The sequence below is a fragment of the Kribbella sp. NPDC026596 genome, from assembly GCF_040638415.1.
GTDB lineage: Bacteria > Actinomycetota > Actinomycetes > Propionibacteriales > Kribbellaceae > Kribbella.
Window position 1 is genome coordinate 1 of record NZ_JBEZYF010000109.1, and the last position, 19,221, is coordinate 19,221.

Sequence of the window (19,221 nt, forward strand, 5' to 3'; positions counted from 1 at the left end):
CAGAGAGACCCGATTCCATGACGGTGACCGACACCGAGGTGGTTCTCGAGGCCGACGGCCTCACCAAGCATTTCCCCGTCCGGCGGGGCGTCCGCGACCTGCTCACCCGTGACCGCAAGGTCGTGCACGCCGTGGACGACATCAGGCTCACGCTGCGCCGGGGCCGGGTGACCGCGCTGGTCGGCGAGTCCGGCTCGGGGAAGTCGACCGTCGCCCGGCTGCTCGCCCAGTTGTACGGGCGGACGTCCGGTGACATCCGGTTGCACGGCGAGACCATCACGGTCCGCGGCGGCCGCAAGTTCCGCGCGTACTGCCGCCGGGTCCAGATGATCTTCCAGGACCCGTTCGCCTCGCTGAACCCGACGCACACCGTGCGGTACCACCTGACCCGGTCGCTGAAGATCCACGGCCGCGACGGGGATCTCGAGCAGAACCTGCGCTACCTCCTGGTGCAGGTTCAGCTCACCCCTCCGGAGCGCTATCTCGACAAGTTCCCGCACGAGTTGTCCGGCGGCCAGCGGCAGCGCGTCTCGATCGCCCGCGCACTTGGCGCGGACCCCGAGGCGCTGCTCGCGGACGAGCCCGTGTCGATGCTCGACGTGTCGATCCGGCTCGGCGTACTCAATCTGCTCCGGGACCTGAAAGAACGGCTCGACCTCGCGATCCTCTACATCACCCACGACATCGCGTCGGCCCGGTACTTCGCGGACGAGACGCTCGTGATGTACGCCGGTCGAATCGTCGAGGGCGGTGACTCCGAAACCGTCACGCAGAACCCGGCGCATCCGTACACCCGCCTGCTGATCGAGAGCGCTCCCGACCCCGATCGGCTGGACCGCGTGGGTGATCCACGCGCTCCGGAGGACCAGGGCAGCGGCGAGCCGCCGAGCCTGATCGTGCCGCCGTCCGGGTGCCGCTTCCACCCGCGCTGCGTGCACGCGATGCCGAAGTGCTCGACCGACCTTCCGCCCCGCTTCGACCTGCCCGCGAACGACGGTCACTGGGCGGCCTGCTGGCTCTACGAGGAAGGAGCGGCCAAGTGAAGTTCCTGCTGCAACGGATCGCCTTCTACCTCTTCACCGCGTGGGCCGCGCTGACCATCAACTTCTTCATCCCGCGGCTGATCCCGGGTGACCCGGTCACCTCGCTGATCAACAAGTTCCAGGGCCAGATGAGCACCGAGGCGATCAACTCGCTGTACGTGCTGTTCGGCCTGGACAAGAACGCGTCGCTGTGGAGCCAGTACGTCGACTACTGGGGGCAGGTGTTCCACGGCGACCTCGGGTTGTCGTTCACCTTCTTCCCCACGCCGGTCTCGGAGATCCTCCGGCAGAGCCTGCCGTGGACGATCGCACTGGTCGGCATCACCACGTTCGCCAGCTTCATGATCGGTACGTCGCTCGGCGTCCTGGCCGGCTGGCGACGCGGCTCCTGGCTGGACGGACTGTTGCCGGTGACAACTTTCCTGTCGTCGATCCCGTACTTCTGGCTCGGGCTGCTGGCGATCACGCTGCTGGCCGGCCCGAACAGCATCTTCCCGTCGTCGGGTGGGTACGAGCCGGGCCTGGTGCCGTCCTGGAACGGTGAGTTCATCGGCAGCGCGATCCAGCACAGCCTGCTGCCGGCGGTGACGATCCTGATCTCGTCGGTCAGCGGCTGGATCCTCAGCATGCGGAACATGATGGTGACGGTCGCGTCCGAGGACTACATCACCGTTGCCCACGCCAAGGGTCTGCCCGAGCGCCGGGTGATGGTCAGCTACGCGGCCCGCAACGCGCTGCTGCCGAACGTGTCCGGCTTCGCGCTGTCACTCGGCTTCATCGTCGGCGGCACGCTGCTGGTCGAGATCGTCTTCTCCTACCCGGGCATCGGCTACAACCTGTTCCAGGCCGTGGGCGCGAAGGACTACCCGCTGATGCAGGGCGTGTTCCTGGTGATCACGCTGTCCGTGCTGGTCGCCAACCTGATGGCCGACATCGCATACCTCCTGCTCGACCCGCGTACCCGGAAGGAGGGCTGATCACCGTGTCAGCGCCAGCCAGCACCATCACCGCGGTCACGCCAGAAGGTCCCGAGGTCGCCGCGGCACCAGCCAAGCGGCGCCGGTTGCGGTTCGTCGCCAACCCCAAGGCCGCGACCGGCCTGATCGTGCTCGGGTTCTTCTGCCTGATCGCGATCATCGGCCCGTGGATCGCGCCGTACGACCCGTCGGCCCGCAGCAGCGACCTGATCCAGCCGCCGTCCGGCAAGCACTGGTTCGGGACCACGCATCTGGGGCAGGACATCTTCAGCCAGGTCCTGGTCGGCACGCGCGGCGTGATGTTCGTCGGCCTGCTGGCCGGCATCGTGGCGACCGCGTTGTCGATCCTGATCGGCGTCAGCGCGGGCTTCCTCGGCGGCGCCGCGGACGAGAGCCTGTCGGCGCTGTCCAACGTGTTCCTGGTAATCCCGGCACTTCCGTTGATCATCATCGTCGCCTCGACGATCCCTTCGGCCGGCGATCTGATGGTTGCCCTGGTCATCGGTTTCACGTCGTGGGCGTGGGGCGCGCGAGTGCTGCGGGCGCAGACGCTGTCGCTGCGGCGGCGTGATTACGTCGAGGCCGCGCGGGCAACGGGTGAGAGCACCTGGCGGATCATCACCGCCGAGATCATGCCGAACCTGACCGCGATCATCGCCTCCGGCTTCGTCGGCACGGTGATCTTCGCGGTGATGTCCGAGATCACCCTGGCCTTCATCGGCATCTCGACGATCTCGGAGTGGAACTGGGGCACGATCCTGTTCTGGGCGCAAAGCCAGCAGGCCCTGGCTCAGGGAGCCTGGTGGTGGTTCGTCCCGGCCGGTCTCGCGATCGCGATCCTCGGTACGGCGCTGTCGCTGATCAACTTCGGGATCGACGAGTTCGTCAGCCCGCGGTTGCGCAGCAGCGGTCACACCCGGGTGAAGACGAAGGACGGTCACTCGGTCCGGATGCGGGTCGGCTTCACCCCGGTCCTCGGTGAAAAGGCCACGCCCGTGACGCCCGTCGTACGGCGCGAGGAGGACGCGGCATGAAAGAGCCCGTGCTGGAGATCAAGAACTTCCACGTCGACTACGGCCTCGGCGACGAGGCGGTGCAGGCGGTCCGCGATGTCACGCTGACGCTGCATCGCGGCGAGGTGCTCGGCCTGGCCGGCGAGAGCGGCAGCGGGAAGTCGACACTCGCGTACGGCGTGACGCGACTGCTGCCGCCTCCGGGCGTGATCAGCGGCGGCTCGGTCGTCTACCACCCGCCGGGCGGGGACGCGTACGACGTGATGGCGCTGACGGACCCGGAGTTGCGCAGGTTCCGCTGGGCCGAGACGTCGATCGTGTTCCAGGGTGCGATGAACTCGCTCAACCCGGTCCACAAGGTCTCGACCCAGATGCTCGACGTGATCAAGGCGCACGAGCCCCAGCTGAGCGCGCAGGCCCGGGTCGCCCGGGCCCAGGAGATGCTCAAGCTGGTCGGCATCTCGGCCGACCGGATGGACGCGTACCCGCACCAGCTGTCCGGCGGCATGCGGCAACGCGTGATGATCGGGATGGCGCTCGTACTGGAACCGCAGATCGTGATCATGGACGAGCCGACCACCGCGCTCGACGTGGTGATGCAGCGGCAGATCCTGGCCCAGCTGGTCGAGTTGCGTGAGCGGCTCGGGTTCTCCGTCCTGTTCATCACGCACGACCTGTCGTTGCTCGTCGAGTTCTCCGACCGGATCGCGATCATGTACGGCGGCCGGATCGTCGAGGAGGCGCGTTCGGCCGATCTCTACAAGGACTCGTTGCACCCTTACAGCGAAGGGCTCCTCAAGTCCTTTCCGGCGCTGCGCGGTGTCCGCAAAGAGCTCGCCGGGATCCCGGGTTCGCCACCCGACCTGCGCGGGATGCCGTCGGGCTGTTCGTTCCACCCGCGCTGTCCGCATGCGTTCGACCGCTGCTCGGTGGAGATCCCGCTGCTGGGGATCCCGTCGGCGCGCAATGATCCCAGCCGGTCCGTCGCCTGCTGGCTGCCCGGCCGGGCTCCGGCCTACATCTCTGAAGGGTGACCAATGAACGAGCGAAGCGAGTTCATCATCCAACACAGCGCATCTCGTGTCTCAGCCGCGCCCGGAGCGAAGCGAGGACGTGGATGAGCACAACGTCTGTCTCGGGGGACGCCGAGCTGGTCGCGAGCCTGCCGGCCGGGTTCCGGTGGGGTGTCGCGACGTCGGCGTACCAGATCGAGGGCGCCGTCGAAGCCGATGGCCGGACTCCGTCGATCTGGGACACCTACTGCCGCGTGCCGGGCGCGATCGACAACGGCGACACCGGTGACGTTGCCTGCGACCACTACTACCGGATGCCGGACGATGTTGCCTTGATCAAGGAGCTCGGGCTGGACACGTACCGGTTCTCGGTGGCGTGGCCGCGGGTCCAGCCGCGCGGCAAGGGTCCGGTGAACCCGGCCGGGATCGGGTTCTACGACCGGCTCGTCGACGAGCTGCTTGCCCAGGGCATCGACCCGTGGGTGACGCTGTACCACTGGGACCTACCGCAGGAGCTCGAGGACGCGGGCGGCTGGCCGGTGCGCGACACGGCGTACCGGTTCGCGGACTACTCGATGCTGGTGTTCGACGCACTCAAGGATCGGGTCGGCACCTGGACCACGATGAACGAGCCGTGGTGCTCGGCGATGCTCGGGTACGCGTACGGCGCTCACGCTCCCGGGCGACGCGAGTACCCGGCGGCTCTGTCAGCGGTGCACCACCTGCTGCTCGGGCACGGGCTGGCCACGCAGCGGATGCGTGAGGCATCACCGCGGAAGCTCGACATCGGCATCACGTTGAACGTGGCCACGGCGTACCCGGCCTCGGACGCGGAGCCGGATGTCGAGGCGGCCCGACGGGCAGACGGGATGGGCCGGCGGATCTACCTCGATCCCCTGGTCCACGGCCACTACCCCGCGGATGTCGTTGCGGACCTGGCTCGCGAGGGTGTCGAACTGCCTGTGCTCGAAGGCGACCTGGAGACGATCTCCGCGCCGATCGACGTACTCGGGGTGAACTACTACTTCTCGCAGAAGTTCACCGGGTACGCCGAGGACGGCAGCACCGTGGACGCCGCCGGCCTGCCTGTCAGCCGGACGATCGCGTTGGACAAGCCGCGGACCGCGATGGACTGGGAGATCGTCCCCGAAGGCTTCACCGACCTGCTCGTCGGCATCGCCCGCGACTACCCCGGCCTCCCGATGGTCATCACCGAGAACGGCTCCGCCTTCGCCGACGTCCCCGACTCGGACGGCTACGTCGCCGACACCGACCGTACGGCGTACTTCACCAGCCACCTCACCGCCGTCGCCGAAGCCATCCATCAGGGCGCCGACATCCGCGGCTACCTCGCCTGGTCCCTGATGGACAACTTCGAATGGGCCTACGGCTACGCCAAACGCTTCGGCATCATCCGAGTCGACTACGAAACCCAAACCCGCACCCCCAAGCAGAGCGCCCTCTACCTCAAAGACCTCGCCGAACAACACCGAAACCGCTGACCCGGTGCCGGCGGCGCCGTCCTAGCCGCCGGCACCGCACATCCCGCTGAAGGCTCACGTCAGGAAGTCCAGGATGAGGACGACTGCGGCGCCGAGGGCGCAGGCGAGGGACAGGTTGCGGGTGCGATAGGCGACCACGCCGATCGCGGTACTCGCGGCCGCGAGGGCCATCGCATCTAGCGGCTCGGTGTCACGCGCCAGTCCGACGAGCTCCACCGCCACGATCGCCGCGAGTACCGCGGGTGCGAGGTACTCGAGTCCGTCCTGGAGCCGGGTCGGCAGCCGGTCGGCGGGCAGCAGCGTGATGAAGGCGATGCGCAGCAGCCAGCTGACTGCTCCCAGGGCCACCATGGCCGCCAACGCGGTCATCGCCGTACCGCCGATCCGGCCAGCACGCCTGCCATCGCGCCACCCACGATGCCGAGCTCCGGCCGGACGAAGCCGACCACCGCGGCCACCGATCCTCCGGTCACCGCCGCGGCCACGGCCGGGCGGTTCGTCAGCCGGGGCGCCAGCAGACCCAGGAACATCGCGGTGCCGACGAAGGCAAGATGCGGCATCTCCGGCAGCGCGGGGCCGACGACCAGCCCTGTAGCGACGGACGACGACCAGACGACCAGCACGAAGAATCCCAGACAGCCCCAGTAGCGCCGGAAAGTACGCGGGTCGAGATCGGGCCGGGCGTTCGCCAGAAGATAGGTCTGGTCGACGATGAAATGCGGCGCCAGCCACCGGAACCAGGTCGGCTGTCCACTGAACCGCGGTGACAACGACGCGCTGTACAACAGCATGCGGGCATTCACGACTGCGGCCGACGCCACCACAACAGCCAGCCCTGCGCCCTGCTGGACCAGCGTGACCGCAGTCAGTTGCGCACTTCCGGCGTACACCACGGGTGCACCGACCAGTCCGGGCAGCGTTGCGAAGCCGAGCGCCGAGATCGTCACCCCGAGAGTCACCCCGAATGCGGCCAGGCCCAGCGCGACCGAGGCCGCGTCGCGAAATGCCAGCGCGTGCGGCCGGCTGTCGAGAAGAGTCGCCATCGTCCCAAGGTCGGCGGGACCGCACCCGGTGGCTTGGCGGCCGGGCGGTGGAAATGTGGAGGATTCGTGGTGATCGGATCCTCCACCTTGTCTCCAAGCTTCCCGCGGTGTAGCTCGCGCAGAGTCGTCTCATCGGAGATGGGGGCAGGAGATGTACGACGTTGTGGTGGTTGGAGCGCGCTGCGCCGGGGCGGCGACCGCGAGGTTGCTGGCGGGACAAGGCCACGACGTCCTCCTGGTCGACAAGACGCGGCTGCCGAGCGACACGCTGTCGACGCACGGACTGATCCGCGGCGGCGTCGTCCAGCTGTCCCGCTGGGGACTGCTCGATCGCGTCCTGGCCGGCGGCGCCCCGGAGATCACGCACGTACGCTTCGACATCGAGGGGGAGCCGAAGGTACGGCGGATCAAGCCGCGCGCCGGCGTGGACGCGCTCGTCGCACCACGTCGCCGGGTTCTCGACAGCCTCCTCGCCGATGCGGCGACGGAAGCTGGCGCGCGGCTCCGGACCGGTCTGACCGCGACCGGAGTACTGCGGTCGGACGATGGGCGGGTCACCGGAATCGAGGGTCGTTCCGCGGGCGGCGACCGGGTTGAACTGCGCGCCCGGATGGTCGTCGGCGCGGACGGTCGCAGGTCGCGGATGGCCGGTTTCCTCGGCGCCGGGACACTCGAGGAGTTCACTTCCCCGTGCGCGGTCTTCTATACGTACGTGACGGGCCTCAGCCCGGACACCTACGAGTTCCACATCGCACGGGATGCGTTCGCCGGCGTCTTCCCGACCAATGATGGCGAGGCCTGCGTCTGGCTGATCCGCCCGACTCCCCTGCTGGAGCCGATCCGGACCGCCGGCACCGCGCGTACCGCGGCCTTCGTCGAACAGCTCGAACTCCTGGTACCCGACCTCGGGCGCCGGGTCCGCGCCGGCCGCATCAAGGCGCGGATGCGCGGCACGGCGAATCTGCCGAACTACCGTCGCCAGGCGCACGGCCCGGGATGGGCACTCGTCGGCGACGCCGGCTACCACCGGGACCCGATCACCGGGCACGGCATCACCGACGCGTTCCGGGACGCCGAACTGCTGGCGACCGCGATCGACCACAGCCTCCGCGACCCATCGGGCGAGCCGGCCGCGATGGCGTCGTACCAGGAGACCCGCGACGCGATGGGGTGTGAGGTGTTCGACCTGACCCGCGCGCTGACCGCCTTCCCGCCGCCGAACCGCTTCGTGGAGCTGCAACTCCAGCTCAGCGACGCACTCGAACGTGAGGCCGACGCGTTGGCCTCGTTTCCAGGACTCACCGCAACTCTCGCCGCTTGAAGGGAAGAGCATCATGACCGCAACCACGACCGACGGACGCCGCAACGGCGTCGACACCGCCACGTTGTTCGCGACCCTCGACGCCGTCAAGGCCCAGCCGGAGATCGCCCGGTTCCAGTTCCGTGCCACCAACCGGTGGATCAGCGGAACGCACAACCGTGGCACGATCAACGGGTTCTACGGAGCCGGACAGGAGAACACGCGTCCGGCGGACTTCACCTTCGACGCCGACCACCCGCCGGTACTCGTCGGTGGCGACAACGGCCCGACGCCGGCCGAGCACCTGCTGCACGCGCTGGCCGCCTGCCTCACCAGTGGCCTGGCGAACATCGCCGCGGCCCGCGGGATCAACCTCGAAGAGGTCACCTCGACCGTCGAGGGTGACATCAACCTGCTCGGCATCCTCGGCCTCGACCCGGACGTCCGCAACGGGTACGAAGCGATCCGGGTCGTCTTCCACGTCAAGGGCGACGCCGAGGCGGAGAAGCTGGCCTCCCTGGTTGCGCAGTCGCGCAACCGATCGGCCGTGTACGACGTGATCACGCATGGCGTCCCGGTATCGATCGACGTCGCCACCGCCTGATCACAGCGCCTGATCACAGCGCCTGATCAGAGGGCGCGGAACACCGCCTGTGGCTCCGCGCCACCGATCACCTGCTCGCCGGCGAACTCGGTCACGACACCGGAGCCGGCGAGCAGATCGCGCACCGCCGACGTCAGCCACAACGATCCCGGCGCCGCTTGGTCGGCCAGTGCGATCGCGACCTGTACGCCGTACGCGTCGAGCTCGGTCTCGTCGCCGGGGACCTCCGCGATCGCGACACCGAGCTTGTCGGTGCTGTGGACCTGCGCGAGCCCGGCCCGGACGGCGGTCGCCGGACCGTCGAACAGCACCACCGGCCGCCCGCCCGGACCGGAGCGCCGGCGTCCTCTGGCCGCGACCAGGCCGGCGGTGAGGTCGCCGGCTCCGGGGCCGGCCGGCACGGCGACGGCAGCCAGGGCGACCGCATGACCGGCGGGTGCCGGCAGGTCGCGCACGAAGCGCTCGATCGGGTCGAGGATCTGGTCCGGGTTACCGGTCACGAAGTGGTCGTCGCCTTCGAGCAGCTCCAGCCGTGCGCCGGGGATGTGCTCGGCGAGGTACCGCGATCCGCCGACGTCGATGAGCGCATCGCCGACCCGGTGCAGCACCAGCGTCGGAACCCGGACCGCCGGCAGCGCGTCCCGGACGTCGACGAGCGAGTTCATGTCCATCAACGCCCGTACGGTGGAAGGCGTCGCGGACGCGCGCATGCGCTGCGCCCACCACCGCTGCATCGGTACGTCGGCCGACGGGCAGCGCATCCGCATGTCGGCCTCCCAGTCCCACTTGTCCACGAGCAGGTTGGTGTAGGCCTCTCGCACGTCCTGCTTCTGCGCCCACGGATAGTCCTCGGACCAGATCCGCTTCGCCCAGGTGCCGTACAGCACGAGCCCGGCGACGCGTTCGGGGTGAGCCGCCGCGCACATGATCGCCATCGGGCCACCCTCGGAGTACCCGACGAGCACCGCCCGCTGGGAGCCGACGGCATCCATCACGGACAGTACGTCGTGCATCCGCGTCTCGATATCCGGCAGACCTGACGGACGGTCGGACATCCCGGTGCCGCGCTTGTCGAACCGGATCAGCCGACCGAACGACCCCAGCCGATGCAGGAAGTGTGCGTGCCGGGGATCGCCCCAGTCGAGCTCGAGGTGCGAGACGAAACCGGAGATCAGCACGATGTCGAGCGGACCACCACCGGTCACCTGGTAGGCGATGTGCAGGCCGTCGCTGAGGGTGTAGCGGATCGGCTCGGTCGCCCGCAGCACTGCGCGGGCCTCGACCGGGGCGACGAATCGGTAGCCCCGGCCGTGCAGAGTCTTGATCATCCGCTGACTGTGGCCGTCGTCGCCGAGTGCTCGCCGGATCTGCTTGATCCGGCTGGTGACGGCCGTCTCGCTGACGAAACGGCCGCCCCAGATCCCGTCCATCAGTTCCTCTTTCGGAACCACCCGGTCACGGTGCGAGACGAGATACGCGAGTACGTCGAACGCCTGCGGCTCCAGCGGCACCGCAACGCCACCCCGCCGTACCTCGAACAAGGCGGGATCGAACTCCAGATCGTCGTCGAACGCGAGTACCACATATCGACTATGCCGCGTCAGCCCTTCTGCGTCACGCGGTCGAGGGGCGTCGGGGTGAGGGTCTTGTGGGCCTTCAGGTAGGCGGCGAAGGTCTCGTGGTCGGTGTTGTTGCGGACCGGGTTGGTGTAGCTCTTGAAGGCTGAGTAGCCGTCGGCGCCGATGACGGTGTAGGCGAGGGCCGCGACGCGGTAGGTCTTGGCCGGGTCGAGGGCGGCGCCGTCGATCTTCACGTCGGCAGGATCGATGCGGTCGCCGACCGGGCGGCTCGCGTCGAATGCATAGGTGACGTTGCCGGACAGGGCCAGCGGCGCGAACTTCACGGTGCCGTTGGTCTGCGTCTGCCACTGCTGCTCGAGGACGGCGTCCAGCTGGGCGCCGGTGAGGCTGACGGTCAGGACCGGGTTGCCATAACCGTACGCGTCCCACGACTCACCGAGCAGCACCCGGCCGTCGGCGTCGCCCGGCTTGTTGCTGTTGGCAACCAGGAGGTCGCCGCGCAGCGCGGTCGACCCGGTGGCGGGTTTGGCCGCGATGACGCCGAGGTCCGCGTGTCCACCGTTCTGCCGGGCGGTCCACAGGTGTACGTCGGCGGCGAGGTTGGCCAGGGTGCTTTCGCCAAGCGCGTTCGCCGTGCGGGTGAAGTCGCCGGTGACGGTCGCGACGGGTTCGGCGTACTTGCGGTTCCCGGCGGCGGCCCAGTAGTCGACGATTCCCTGGATCTTCGGGTCCGGCGTCACGTCGCGGGTGACGGCGTGGTTGGTCGAGGTCGTCCGGTCGCGCAGTACCTCACCGGTCTTGCCGTCGAGCTGGAGGTTGATCTCGTTGATCAGCCGGCCGTGGTTCGCGGCCTCGACCACCGGGCGCGGGTTGCCGTCCGGGTCCGGGATGCTGCAGTTGAACGCGGCATGCCAGTGCCCGGTGACGATCGCGTCGATCTGGGGCGTCACCTGGCGAGCCAGGTCGATGGCGGGTCCGGTCGGGTTGACGCAGTTGTCGTACGTCGCCGATGCGTCGGTGCCGCCGTCGTGCATGTTCAGCACGATCGCCTTCACACCTTTTCGGGTCAGCTCGGCCGCGGCCCGGTTCGCCGACTCGACCGTGTCGAGCGCCTTCAGGTCCGGCTGGTACGACGTGGAGCCGACCGGCGTATCGGGGACAGTCATTCCGATGAAGCCGATCGGGTACGCGCGGCCGTGGTCCCGGACCCAGCGGATCGTGTACGGGGCGACGATCGTACGGCCCTTGGCATCGACGATGTTGGCCGACTGGAACTCGAAGTCCGCGCCGTGGAAGCGGCGGCCCGTCGAGTCGGTGAAGCAGCTGTCGACGCCGACCTGGCCGAAGCACTTGCCCTTGGTCATGTGGTCGACCAGGAAGCTCTTCGACACGTCCAGCTCGTGGTTGCCGACGCTGGAGAACTCGACGCCGAGCGCGTCCAGCACCTCGATCGTCGGCTCGTCGGCGTGCGCGTCCACCTCGAACGGCCAGCCGGAGAAGTTGTCGCCGTCGGCGAAGAAGATCGAGTTCTGCTTGCCCGCTCGGATGCTCTTCAGGTGGGTCGCCAGGTACGCCGCTCCGCCGACGACCTGGGCGGTCCCGTCGGGACCGGCGATGGTTCCGCCATCGGCCGGCGACGGTGGGCGAAGGTAGCCGTGGAAGTCGGTGATCGACACCAGCTGCACCGGCACCGCGGCGGCGGCGTGATCAGGTTGGGAGGGGTTGGCGGCCTGGGCGATCGCTGGCGCCAGGCTTGTCGTCACGATCGCCGCGAGACCGGCGGCGAGGGCGCGGGGGCGGCTGACTTTGCGCACAAATGTCTCCTTTAGTCTCCAAACAAGCAGTTCCCGACAGGATGAGACTGCCCCACGCTGAACGCGATGTCACTACCAAACGGCGAGTCGGCAAAGTCAGAAAGAATCCGACCACGCTCGGGGTGCCCTTGGCGGCCTCGCTTACCGCAGACTCGGTTCATGAATCTCCCGCTGATCCCCGCACCTGCCCGGACAACGGCCCATGACGGCACGTACGTCGTCGATGAGAGCGTCGGCGTCGTCGTACAGTCGGCCGAACTCGCCGACCTCGCCGAGCGATTCGTCGAGGAGGTCCGGATTGACTCCGGCATCTCGCTCGCGTCCGAGGCTGCCGGGATCACCGTGCTGATCGACAGCGCCGACCTTGATGACGTCGCGCCCGCGGCAGGTCTGCGGGCGGACGGCAACGCTGAGGCCGACGAGCGGTACGGGCTCGAGATCACCGGCGCGGGCGTTCGGGTCTGGGGGCCGACGGCGGAGGCGGTGCATCGCGGCCTCACCTCGCTCCGGCAGTTGATCACCGCTCATACGGGAGACGCCGCGGCGACGTTGCCGACTGCTCACATCATCGATGGGCCTCGGTTCGCGTGGCGCGGGTTGTCGTTGGACGTCGTACGGACGTTCCACGGCCCGGCGGCGGTTCGTCGCGTCATCGACATGTGCTCGCTGTACAAGCTCAACGTGCTGCACCTCCACCTCACCGACGACCAGGGCTGGCGCTTCGAGGTACCGACCCGGCCCTTGCTGACCGAGGTCGGCGCCAGTGGTGCCGTCGACGACCGTCCGGGCGGCTACTACAGCCAGGCGGAGCTGGCTGAGCTCGTGACGTACGCCGCCGAGCGATTCGTGACCCTGGTGCCCGAGATCGACATGCCCGGTCATACGTCGGCGGTGTTCCGCAGCTATCCCGACCTTGCGCCGGCCGAGGTCCGCTCCATCGAACTGGGCAACGGGGCCAGTCTCCAGCTCAGCACCCTCGAGCCCGATCGGGCCGCGACGTGGTCGTTCGTCGAGGAGGTGCTGGACGCCGTCATCCCGCAGTTCCCGCAGAGCGCGTACGTACACATCGGCGGGGACGAGACGTGGGGCATGTCCGACGAGGACCACGCCGCGTTCGTCGAGCGAGCTGCCGCACTCGTCCGTGCCCGCGGCAAGCGGGTCGTCGGCTGGCAGGAGATCGCCCGCGCCAAGATCGACCCCGCCGACGTCGTGCAGTACTGGCTCGACATGGACCTCGACTCGATGGACGGCAACACCGCCGGCGCGACGATGCCCCCCGAGGACCTGCTCCCGATCCTGGTCGAGGGCCTACGCAAGGCGAAACACGACGCCCCGAAGGCTCTGGCCCAAGGCACACGCCTCCTCGTGTCAGCGTCCACCTGGCTCTACTTCGACCGTCCCCACGCCGACACCTCCTCCGACCCCGAGCAAGAGGAGACCCGCAAACGCGTCGGCCTTCCGTTCTACACAGCGGCTTCCATCCAAGACACCATCTCCTGGGACCCCGTCGACAACACCCCAGGAGTCGAGTCGGACGACCAGGTAGTCGGCGTAGAAGCCGCCATCTGGTGCGAAACCATCCCCACCGAACCCGACCTCCACTTCATGCTCCTCCCCCGCCTCCCCGGAGCCGCCGAAAAGTCCTGGACCCGCGACGCCGCGGCTGGACCTGGTTCCAGTCGGCGGAAGTCGACTGGGCCTAGTAGGTCAGCTGTTCCAGCCGGAGCCTTGGAGGGTGCGGGGGCCGAGGCCGTTCGGCTTGCCGGGGTAGAGGTACATCTGGCCGGTGGAGTTGTTGACGGCGATGAGATCGGGGATCTTGTCGCCAGTCAGGTCGCCGACTCCGGTGAGGGAGCGCATGCCGTTCCAGCCGGCGGTGCCGATCTCGACGCGTGCCGTACCGCCGGCGAACGTCGGACCCTTGTAGAGCCAGAGTTTCCCGGTCTTCGGGTCGACCGTGATGAGGTCGGGCTTGCCGTCGCCGGACAGATCACCGACCGCGGTCAGCTGGCCAAGCCCGGTCCACTTGGTCCCGATCTGCTGACGCGGTCCGAAACCTCCGGCCTTGCCCGGATACGCCCACAGGATCCCCGTCGACTTCTCGACCGCGATCAGGTCCGGGTGCGAGTCACCGATGACGTTGCCGATGCCGGTCAGGTCCCGCATCCCGTTCCAGCCGCCGTTCCCGACCAGTACGCGCGTCGCCCCGGACGGAGTCGCCCCAGGGAACAGCCACAGCTTCGCGGTCGACTTCTCCACCGCGACCAGATCCGGCTTCTTGTCACCGGTCAGATCACCCACGGCCGCGATCTCGGTCATCGCGTTCCACCCGGTGCTCAGCTTGACCGCGCTGCTGCCACCGTCGAACGCGCCCTTGCCGTTGTTCGTGTACCGGTACAGCGTCCCGTCCTGCCGATCCACCGCGACCATGTCATCGAGCCCGTCACCGCTCAGGTCTCCGGAGTTCGTCAGGTCCGCATCGGAGTGCGCCGACACGTACGACAGGCCGTACTGCTGCATCGTCTTGTTCAGCGCCGCGGCGGTCAGCGTGTGCGTACCGCCGGTCGCCTTCCACGGGTCCCAGACGGTCAGCGTCTTCCTGGTCAGGTCGTACCCGTAGATCATGATCGCGTGCCCGAAGTGCCCGCTCGTCCCCTTGTTCCAGGGCAGCTTCTCCATCCAGACACCGATCTTCGGCGCCCGCTTGAGTACGCCGATGTCGTGCGCCGCCCAGTTCAGCAGGTTCGTCGCACTGTCGGTCGTATCGGTGTCCCAGACGGAGTACCCGAGCGAGTTGACGTAGCCGTTGATCACCGGCAGCGCGGTCTTGTCGTACGTCCCCGACGTCGTCGTCTTCATCTGCTTGGCCAGCGTCTGCTGGGTGACGTTGACGCCGAACGTGCCGAGGCTGACCGCGCTCGACGCGGGCACGCAGTAGTAGTTCGTGCTCTGGTAGACGCCCTTGATCTTCAACTTGCCGGTCGACGGCAGCGTGACCGAAGCCGCCTGCGGCGCCACCGCGGTCTTCGACTGCCCCGTCTTCGAAGGCCTCCCGACAGCGGCCGGCTCCCCGACGGCACCGGGCTCCCCGTCGACGCTCGATTGCCCGACAGTTGCCGGCTGCATCGATCCCCTCGCATCGGCCGGCGCCGCCGCCGCGACCTCGTCGGTGCTGAGGGCAACGGCCCCATCCAGCGGCGGTCTGTCAGCGCTCGGCTTCGTATCGGCCGTCGCGACGTGCACGACCCCACCGACCACAAGCCCCACACCCACCACGAGCGCGCTACCGAGCTTCAACCGCCGATGCCTCATGAGCCCTCACCTTGGTGGATCGATCAAACAGCCCACCCAAACACATCGGAGGGGCAGGCCGATGATCGACCTGCCCCTCCAGTGCGAGAACTCAGCAGGTAGCGGTCGGAGCCGCCCAGTCGGCGCGGTCGTTGTACCCACCGTCGCCCGCGTCACCGACGACCAGGTCGAGGACGCGTACGCCGGTCAGGTCCACGTCGACCTGCTTCGGGGTGAACCGGTCGACGACGCCGCTGTCGAAGAGCACCTTGCCGTCACCGACCACCTGGAACGTCGACGTCCCGCCGTCCGGCCCGACGTTGCTCACCACATCGTCGATCCCGACGACCCCGGTCAGCCGGGTGCAGGACTTCCCCAGGTAGTAGCGAATCAGCGACGGTGACGCGACGCCGATCCCGGTCGGGTACGTCTGACCGACGAGCTTGATCGGATTGCCCCCACCGACACTCTCGTCCACGGTCGGCGACATCCAGCCGCTGGTCGCGGTGATCCACTCGTGGTGCGAGAGCGGGACGATCCCGGCGGGCGGCGCCGGCGCGACCACGACCGGTGACACGGTCGTCTGCCGCTGCACGCCGTACCCGATCGCCTGGTACGACGTCGACGCGGTGAGGCTCGCGGTTCCGGGCGCGGCCCCGGCGACGAGCTTCACGGTGAAGGCGAATGTCGCCTGGTTGCCTCCGGCCAGCAAAATCGGGGCCTTCGACAACGGGGTGACGGTCCATCCGGTGCCACCGGCAAGCGTCACCGCCGGCTCGAACACGGGCAGCAGCCCGTCGTTGCGGACGGCAACCTGCACGGTCAGCTCGTCGCCACCGGCAACCACCGGCGCCACGCCTTCAGGCTGTGCGTCGGTGCCGACCTTGGTCACCTGCGGGATGCCCGCCGTGACATGCGGGATCCCCGGTACGCCGGTAGCCGGCTGGACCCGGAACAGCGCCGTACCGTGTGCCGGGACGGCCGCGCTGATCGTGCCGGCGCTCTCGGTCACCTCGTTCGTCCACGCGTTCTTCAGTGTGAAGCGCGATCCCTGCAGACCGGCCGCGGCCGCCGTCGTGGTGAGCGTCTTCGCGCTGTCACCTCGGTTGAGCAGCACCACGGCACGGCTGCCGTCGGCGAGCCGCTTCACCCAGGTCTCCGTCGTCCCCGCGGCACCGACCCGGACAGCCTGAACCGCGGCCCGGTCTTGGTTGATCGCGAGTACGTCGGGATCGGTCAGCATGCCGATCGTCGTCGTACTGAGTTTGCGGATGTCACTGCCGACCATCAGCGGCGCCGCGGCAACGGCCCACAGCGTGAACTGGGTGCGGAACTCCTCGTCGGTCATGCCGAGCTCAGGCGCGAGGTAGTCGGGGTCGCTGAACGCACCCGGCTTGACGACTTCGGGGTGCCGCGCGTTCGCGTCGTAGTTGCGCAGGACGTCCTTGAACTTGATGTCGCCCTGGAAGCCGACATCGGTGTAGGTCCGCCACGACTGGGCGATCCCCGGCGCGTAGGTCCAGGAGTTGATCGACTGCTGCGATTCCGGGTAGTTGCCCCAGTCCGGCGAGGTGACCGGGTTGCAGAGGTTGAAGATCATCGGCCGGTGGCTCGCGTTGTTCCGTAGCGCCTGGGCGAATTCGGTGAACACCGTCTTCGGGTCCAGGTCGGCCGCGATGCCGCACAGGTAGTCGACCTTGACCGCGTCGAAGCCCCACGCGGCGAACTGGTCCGCGTCGTGCTGGTAGTAGCCGCCGCTGCCGAGACCGCACTTGCCCGGGATGTACGGACCCGCGTCGGTGTAGATACCGGCCTTCAGACCCTTGCTGTGGATGTAGTCCACGAGCGGCTTCAGACCGTTCGGGAACTTGGCCGGGTTCGGGACCAGGTCACCGGCCGCGCTCCGCGACTGGTCGGCCTGCCAGCCACCGTCGAGCCAGACGATGTCGTAGCCGGCCTTGGCCAACCCGCGGCTCACCAGCGAGTCGGCGACCGACTTGATCGTGTCCTCGGTGAAGTCACCGCCGAGACCGTAGTAGGTGTTCCAGCCCATGTACGGCGTGGGGCTGAGCACGGGCGCCGCGGCCGGAGTGGCCGTGGCTGAGGTTGTGGTGGTGGCGAGTGAAGCGGTCACCAGGACCGCCGCGATCACCCCACCGAGGAGTCGCTTCATCTGTTGTCCTTTGCTGCCGTTGAGCGGAACGGTCAGTCGAGTGCTTCGACGACCAGGCAGTTCGAGTCGGTCGAGCCGTCCCAGCGGACGCCGACCTGCAGCAGATAGCTGCCCGGGTGGACCTCGTCTCCCACCCGGTAGTTCTTCGCGGGATCCAGCTGGACGAGCGGCACACGTCGCGGCCTGGTCGGCAACGTCCCGCGCACGTTGCCGTCACCCGTCTGCCACAGGAACACCACGGACCGTGTCGTACCGACGTACTGCACGCCGGCCTCGAGTCCGTAGACCTTGCTATTGGCAATCAAGTCACGGATGCCCTTGTATTGCTCGATGTGTCGCGCGGCAGTCGCGAGCTGATCGTCGGTCCAGCGCGAGAGGTCCGCGCCGATGCCGAGTACGCCGGCCATCGCGACGTGGAAGCGGAAGTCGAGGGACCGGTCGCGCCCGTCATGGGTGCCGACGGCATCGGTCACCCAGGAGCTCATCAGGTGCGGCGCGAAGCCGGTCCGGAAGCCGCGCTGGATCCTGAGCCGATCCAGCGGGGCCGTATTGTCGCTCGGCCAGAGCGTGTCGACCCGCGCCGCCATCCCGAGGTCGACACGGGCACCGCCGCCCGCGCACCCTTCGACGTACACGTCCGGGTGCTCGGCTCGGAGCCGGTCAAGGATCGCGTACAGATTGGCCACCACGCGCCCGTCGAGATCTCTGCGCTGCTCCCCGCTGTCGAGCCGCGGCCGGTTGGCGTCCCATTTCAGATACGTGATCTGGTACGACGACAGGAGTCGGTCCAGCGTGGTCCAGATGAAGTCAGCTACGTCGTCGCGACTCAGGTCGAGGAGCAGCTGGTTGCGGATCTGGACGGGTTCGCGGCCGGGGGTGCGCAGGATCCACTCGGGGTGCTTCGCGGCCAACTCGGACGAGGGGCTCACCGACTCCGGCTCCACCCACAACCCGAAATCGAGCCCGATGTCCTCGAGTTGCCCGATGAAGGTGTCGAGGCCATCGGGGAACTTGGCCGGGTCGACGTACCAGTCTCCCAGGCCGCCGGTGTCGTCCGAGCGCCCGACGAACCACCCGTCGTCCACGACGAACGTCTCGACGCCGATGCTCGCCGCGCGCCGGGCCAGTTCGAGCTGATGCTCGGCGCGGATGTCGAACTCGGTCGCGAACCAGGAGTTGTACAGCACCTTCGGCGTGAGGCTTCTCGACAGTGCGCGTTCGTAGTCGTGGAAGACCCGCGCCAGTCCGTCGGCTCCCTCCGAGCTACAAGCCCCGACCGCCTTCGGAGACACCCACGTCTCCCCCGGTGCGAGCTTCGTCCCGAGGCTCGACGAGACCCGGCCGGCCTGGATCCGCAGGACCCCGGTGGCGTCGACGTCCGCGGTCATCTCCCACGATCCGGACCACGCCAACTGCACGCCGTACGCCGTACCGTCGTCGTCGACCGCCAGGAACGGTGAGTAGGAATGCCCGGTGATCCCCTGTGCACTCCCGATCGTGAAGCGGCCGCGCTCCAACACCACTTCGGACTGCTGGAACTCGCTGTTCCACTCGCCCCACAAGTACTTGACGGTGTTGCCCCGAGGCACCACGAACCCGGCGGAGTCATGCCGATGCAAGGTGAGTTCGTCGTCCCCGTCGTTGTGCACGGAGACCCACCGCTCCACCACATCCCCCACCATCCGGTAGTGCAGGACGAGGCGAATTGCTCGCACCCCGTCCACGAACGTCAGCTCCAGCTGTTCCCCGTCGGCTGCGTGGACGAACTGCGGGCGCAGTTAGGGAACCCCCGGGGGGGCGCGCCCGACCCAGGGACCGCGGGGCGCGGGTGGGCGCCCCCCGCCCGCGAGCAGCAGGGGGTGTTAGGA

14 protein-coding genes and 1 pseudogene are annotated in these 19,221 nt (G+C 68.3%); 8 read left to right on the top strand and 7 right to left on the bottom strand.

The window, feature by feature from the left end:
- Window positions 1-17: 17 nt before the first annotated feature.
- The 5 genes from AB0E63_RS44160 (at window position 18) to AB0E63_RS44180 (ending at window position 5,548) form a co-directional block, all read left to right on the top strand.
- Complete coding sequence (locus AB0E63_RS44160; protein WP_360380258.1) at window positions 18-1,043, top strand: ABC transporter ATP-binding protein; 1,026 nt, start codon at window positions 18-20, stop codon at window positions 1,041-1,043.
- On the top strand, window positions 1,040-2,020 hold the full coding sequence (locus AB0E63_RS44165; RefSeq protein WP_360380226.1) for an ABC transporter permease: 981 nt from the start codon (window positions 1,040-1,042) through the stop codon (window positions 2,018-2,020). The genes AB0E63_RS44160 and AB0E63_RS44165 overlap by 4 nt, the downstream gene beginning before the upstream one ends.
- Window positions 2,021-2,025: 5 nt before the next feature.
- Window positions 2,026-3,054, top strand: coding sequence for an ABC transporter permease (locus AB0E63_RS44170; protein WP_360380229.1), 1,029 nt, complete (start codon window positions 2,026-2,028; stop codon window positions 3,052-3,054).
- On the top strand, window positions 3,051-4,067 hold the full coding sequence (locus AB0E63_RS44175) for an ABC transporter ATP-binding protein (protein WP_360380232.1): 1,017 nt from the start codon (window positions 3,051-3,053) through the stop codon (window positions 4,065-4,067). The genes AB0E63_RS44170 and AB0E63_RS44175 overlap by 4 nt, the downstream gene beginning before the upstream one ends.
- Window positions 4,068-4,150: 83 nt before the next feature.
- The gene (locus AB0E63_RS44180) at window positions 4,151-5,548 is read left to right on the top strand and encodes a GH1 family beta-glucosidase (protein WP_360380235.1); all 1,398 of its coding nucleotides are present in this window, start codon (window positions 4,151-4,153) and stop codon (window positions 5,546-5,548) included.
- A gap of 54 nt (window positions 5,549-5,602) precedes the next feature.
- Here the strand turns inward: AB0E63_RS44180 and AB0E63_RS44185 are convergent, their stop codons facing one another.
- Entirely contained in the window at window positions 5,603-5,917 is a 315-nt protein-coding gene (locus AB0E63_RS44185; protein WP_360380238.1) for an AzlD domain-containing protein, read from the bottom strand.
- Window positions 5,914-6,591, bottom strand: coding sequence for an AzlC family ABC transporter permease (locus AB0E63_RS44190; protein ID WP_360380240.1), 678 nt, complete (start codon window positions 6,589-6,591; stop codon window positions 5,914-5,916). The genes AB0E63_RS44185 and AB0E63_RS44190 overlap by 4 nt, the downstream gene beginning before the upstream one ends.
- A gap of 151 nt (window positions 6,592-6,742) precedes the next feature.
- On the opposite strand from AB0E63_RS44190, the gene AB0E63_RS44195 reads away from it, so the two are divergent.
- Window positions 6,743-7,912 (top strand): NAD(P)/FAD-dependent oxidoreductase, encoded by a 1,170-nt coding sequence (locus AB0E63_RS44195; RefSeq protein WP_360380242.1) that lies wholly within the window; start codon window positions 6,743-6,745, stop codon window positions 7,910-7,912.
- 13 nt (window positions 7,913-7,925) lie between these two features.
- Window positions 7,926-8,495 carry an OsmC family protein gene (locus AB0E63_RS44200; RefSeq protein ID WP_360380245.1) on the top strand — a complete coding sequence of 190 codons (570 nt, stop codon included), beginning with the start codon at window positions 7,926-7,928 and terminating at the stop codon, window positions 8,493-8,495.
- Window positions 8,496-8,521: 26 nt separating this feature from the next.
- Here the strand turns inward: AB0E63_RS44200 and AB0E63_RS44205 are convergent, their stop codons facing one another.
- Together AB0E63_RS44205 and AB0E63_RS44210 are read right to left on the bottom strand one after the other, a co-directional pair.
- On the bottom strand, window positions 8,522-10,078 hold the full coding sequence (locus AB0E63_RS44205) for an alpha/beta fold hydrolase (protein ID WP_360380247.1): 1,557 nt from the start codon (window positions 10,076-10,078) through the stop codon (window positions 8,522-8,524).
- 17 nt (window positions 10,079-10,095) lie between these two features.
- Window positions 10,096-11,889 (bottom strand): bifunctional UDP-sugar hydrolase/5'-nucleotidase, encoded by a 1,794-nt coding sequence (locus tag AB0E63_RS44210; protein WP_360380249.1) that lies wholly within the window; start codon window positions 11,887-11,889, stop codon window positions 10,096-10,098.
- A 159-nt stretch (window positions 11,890-12,048) separates the two neighbouring features.
- Between AB0E63_RS44210 and AB0E63_RS44215 the strand changes: the two are divergent.
- Window positions 12,049-13,482 (top strand): annotated as a pseudogene (locus AB0E63_RS44215) (family 20 glycosylhydrolase); the annotation flags it as partial.
- 114 nt (window positions 13,483-13,596) lie between these two features.
- On the opposite strand, the gene AB0E63_RS44220 reads toward AB0E63_RS44215, so the two are convergent.
- The 3 genes from AB0E63_RS44220 to AB0E63_RS44230 form a co-directional block, all read right to left on the bottom strand.
- Window positions 13,597-15,201 carry an FG-GAP-like repeat-containing protein gene (locus AB0E63_RS44220; protein ID WP_360380252.1) on the bottom strand — a complete coding sequence of 535 codons (1,605 nt, stop codon included), beginning with the start codon at window positions 15,199-15,201 and terminating at the stop codon, window positions 13,597-13,599.
- A 91-nt stretch (window positions 15,202-15,292) separates the two neighbouring features.
- Window positions 15,293-17,353, bottom strand: a complete 2,061-nt coding sequence (locus AB0E63_RS44225; protein WP_360380255.1) for an NPCBM/NEW2 domain-containing protein — start codon at window positions 17,351-17,353, stop codon at window positions 15,293-15,295.
- 32 nt (window positions 17,354-17,385) lie between these two features.
- Window positions 17,386-19,131, bottom strand: a complete 1,746-nt coding sequence (locus tag AB0E63_RS44230) for an alpha-galactosidase (protein WP_360380261.1) — start codon at window positions 19,129-19,131, stop codon at window positions 17,386-17,388.
- Between the last annotated feature and the right edge of the window lie 90 nt (window positions 19,132-19,221).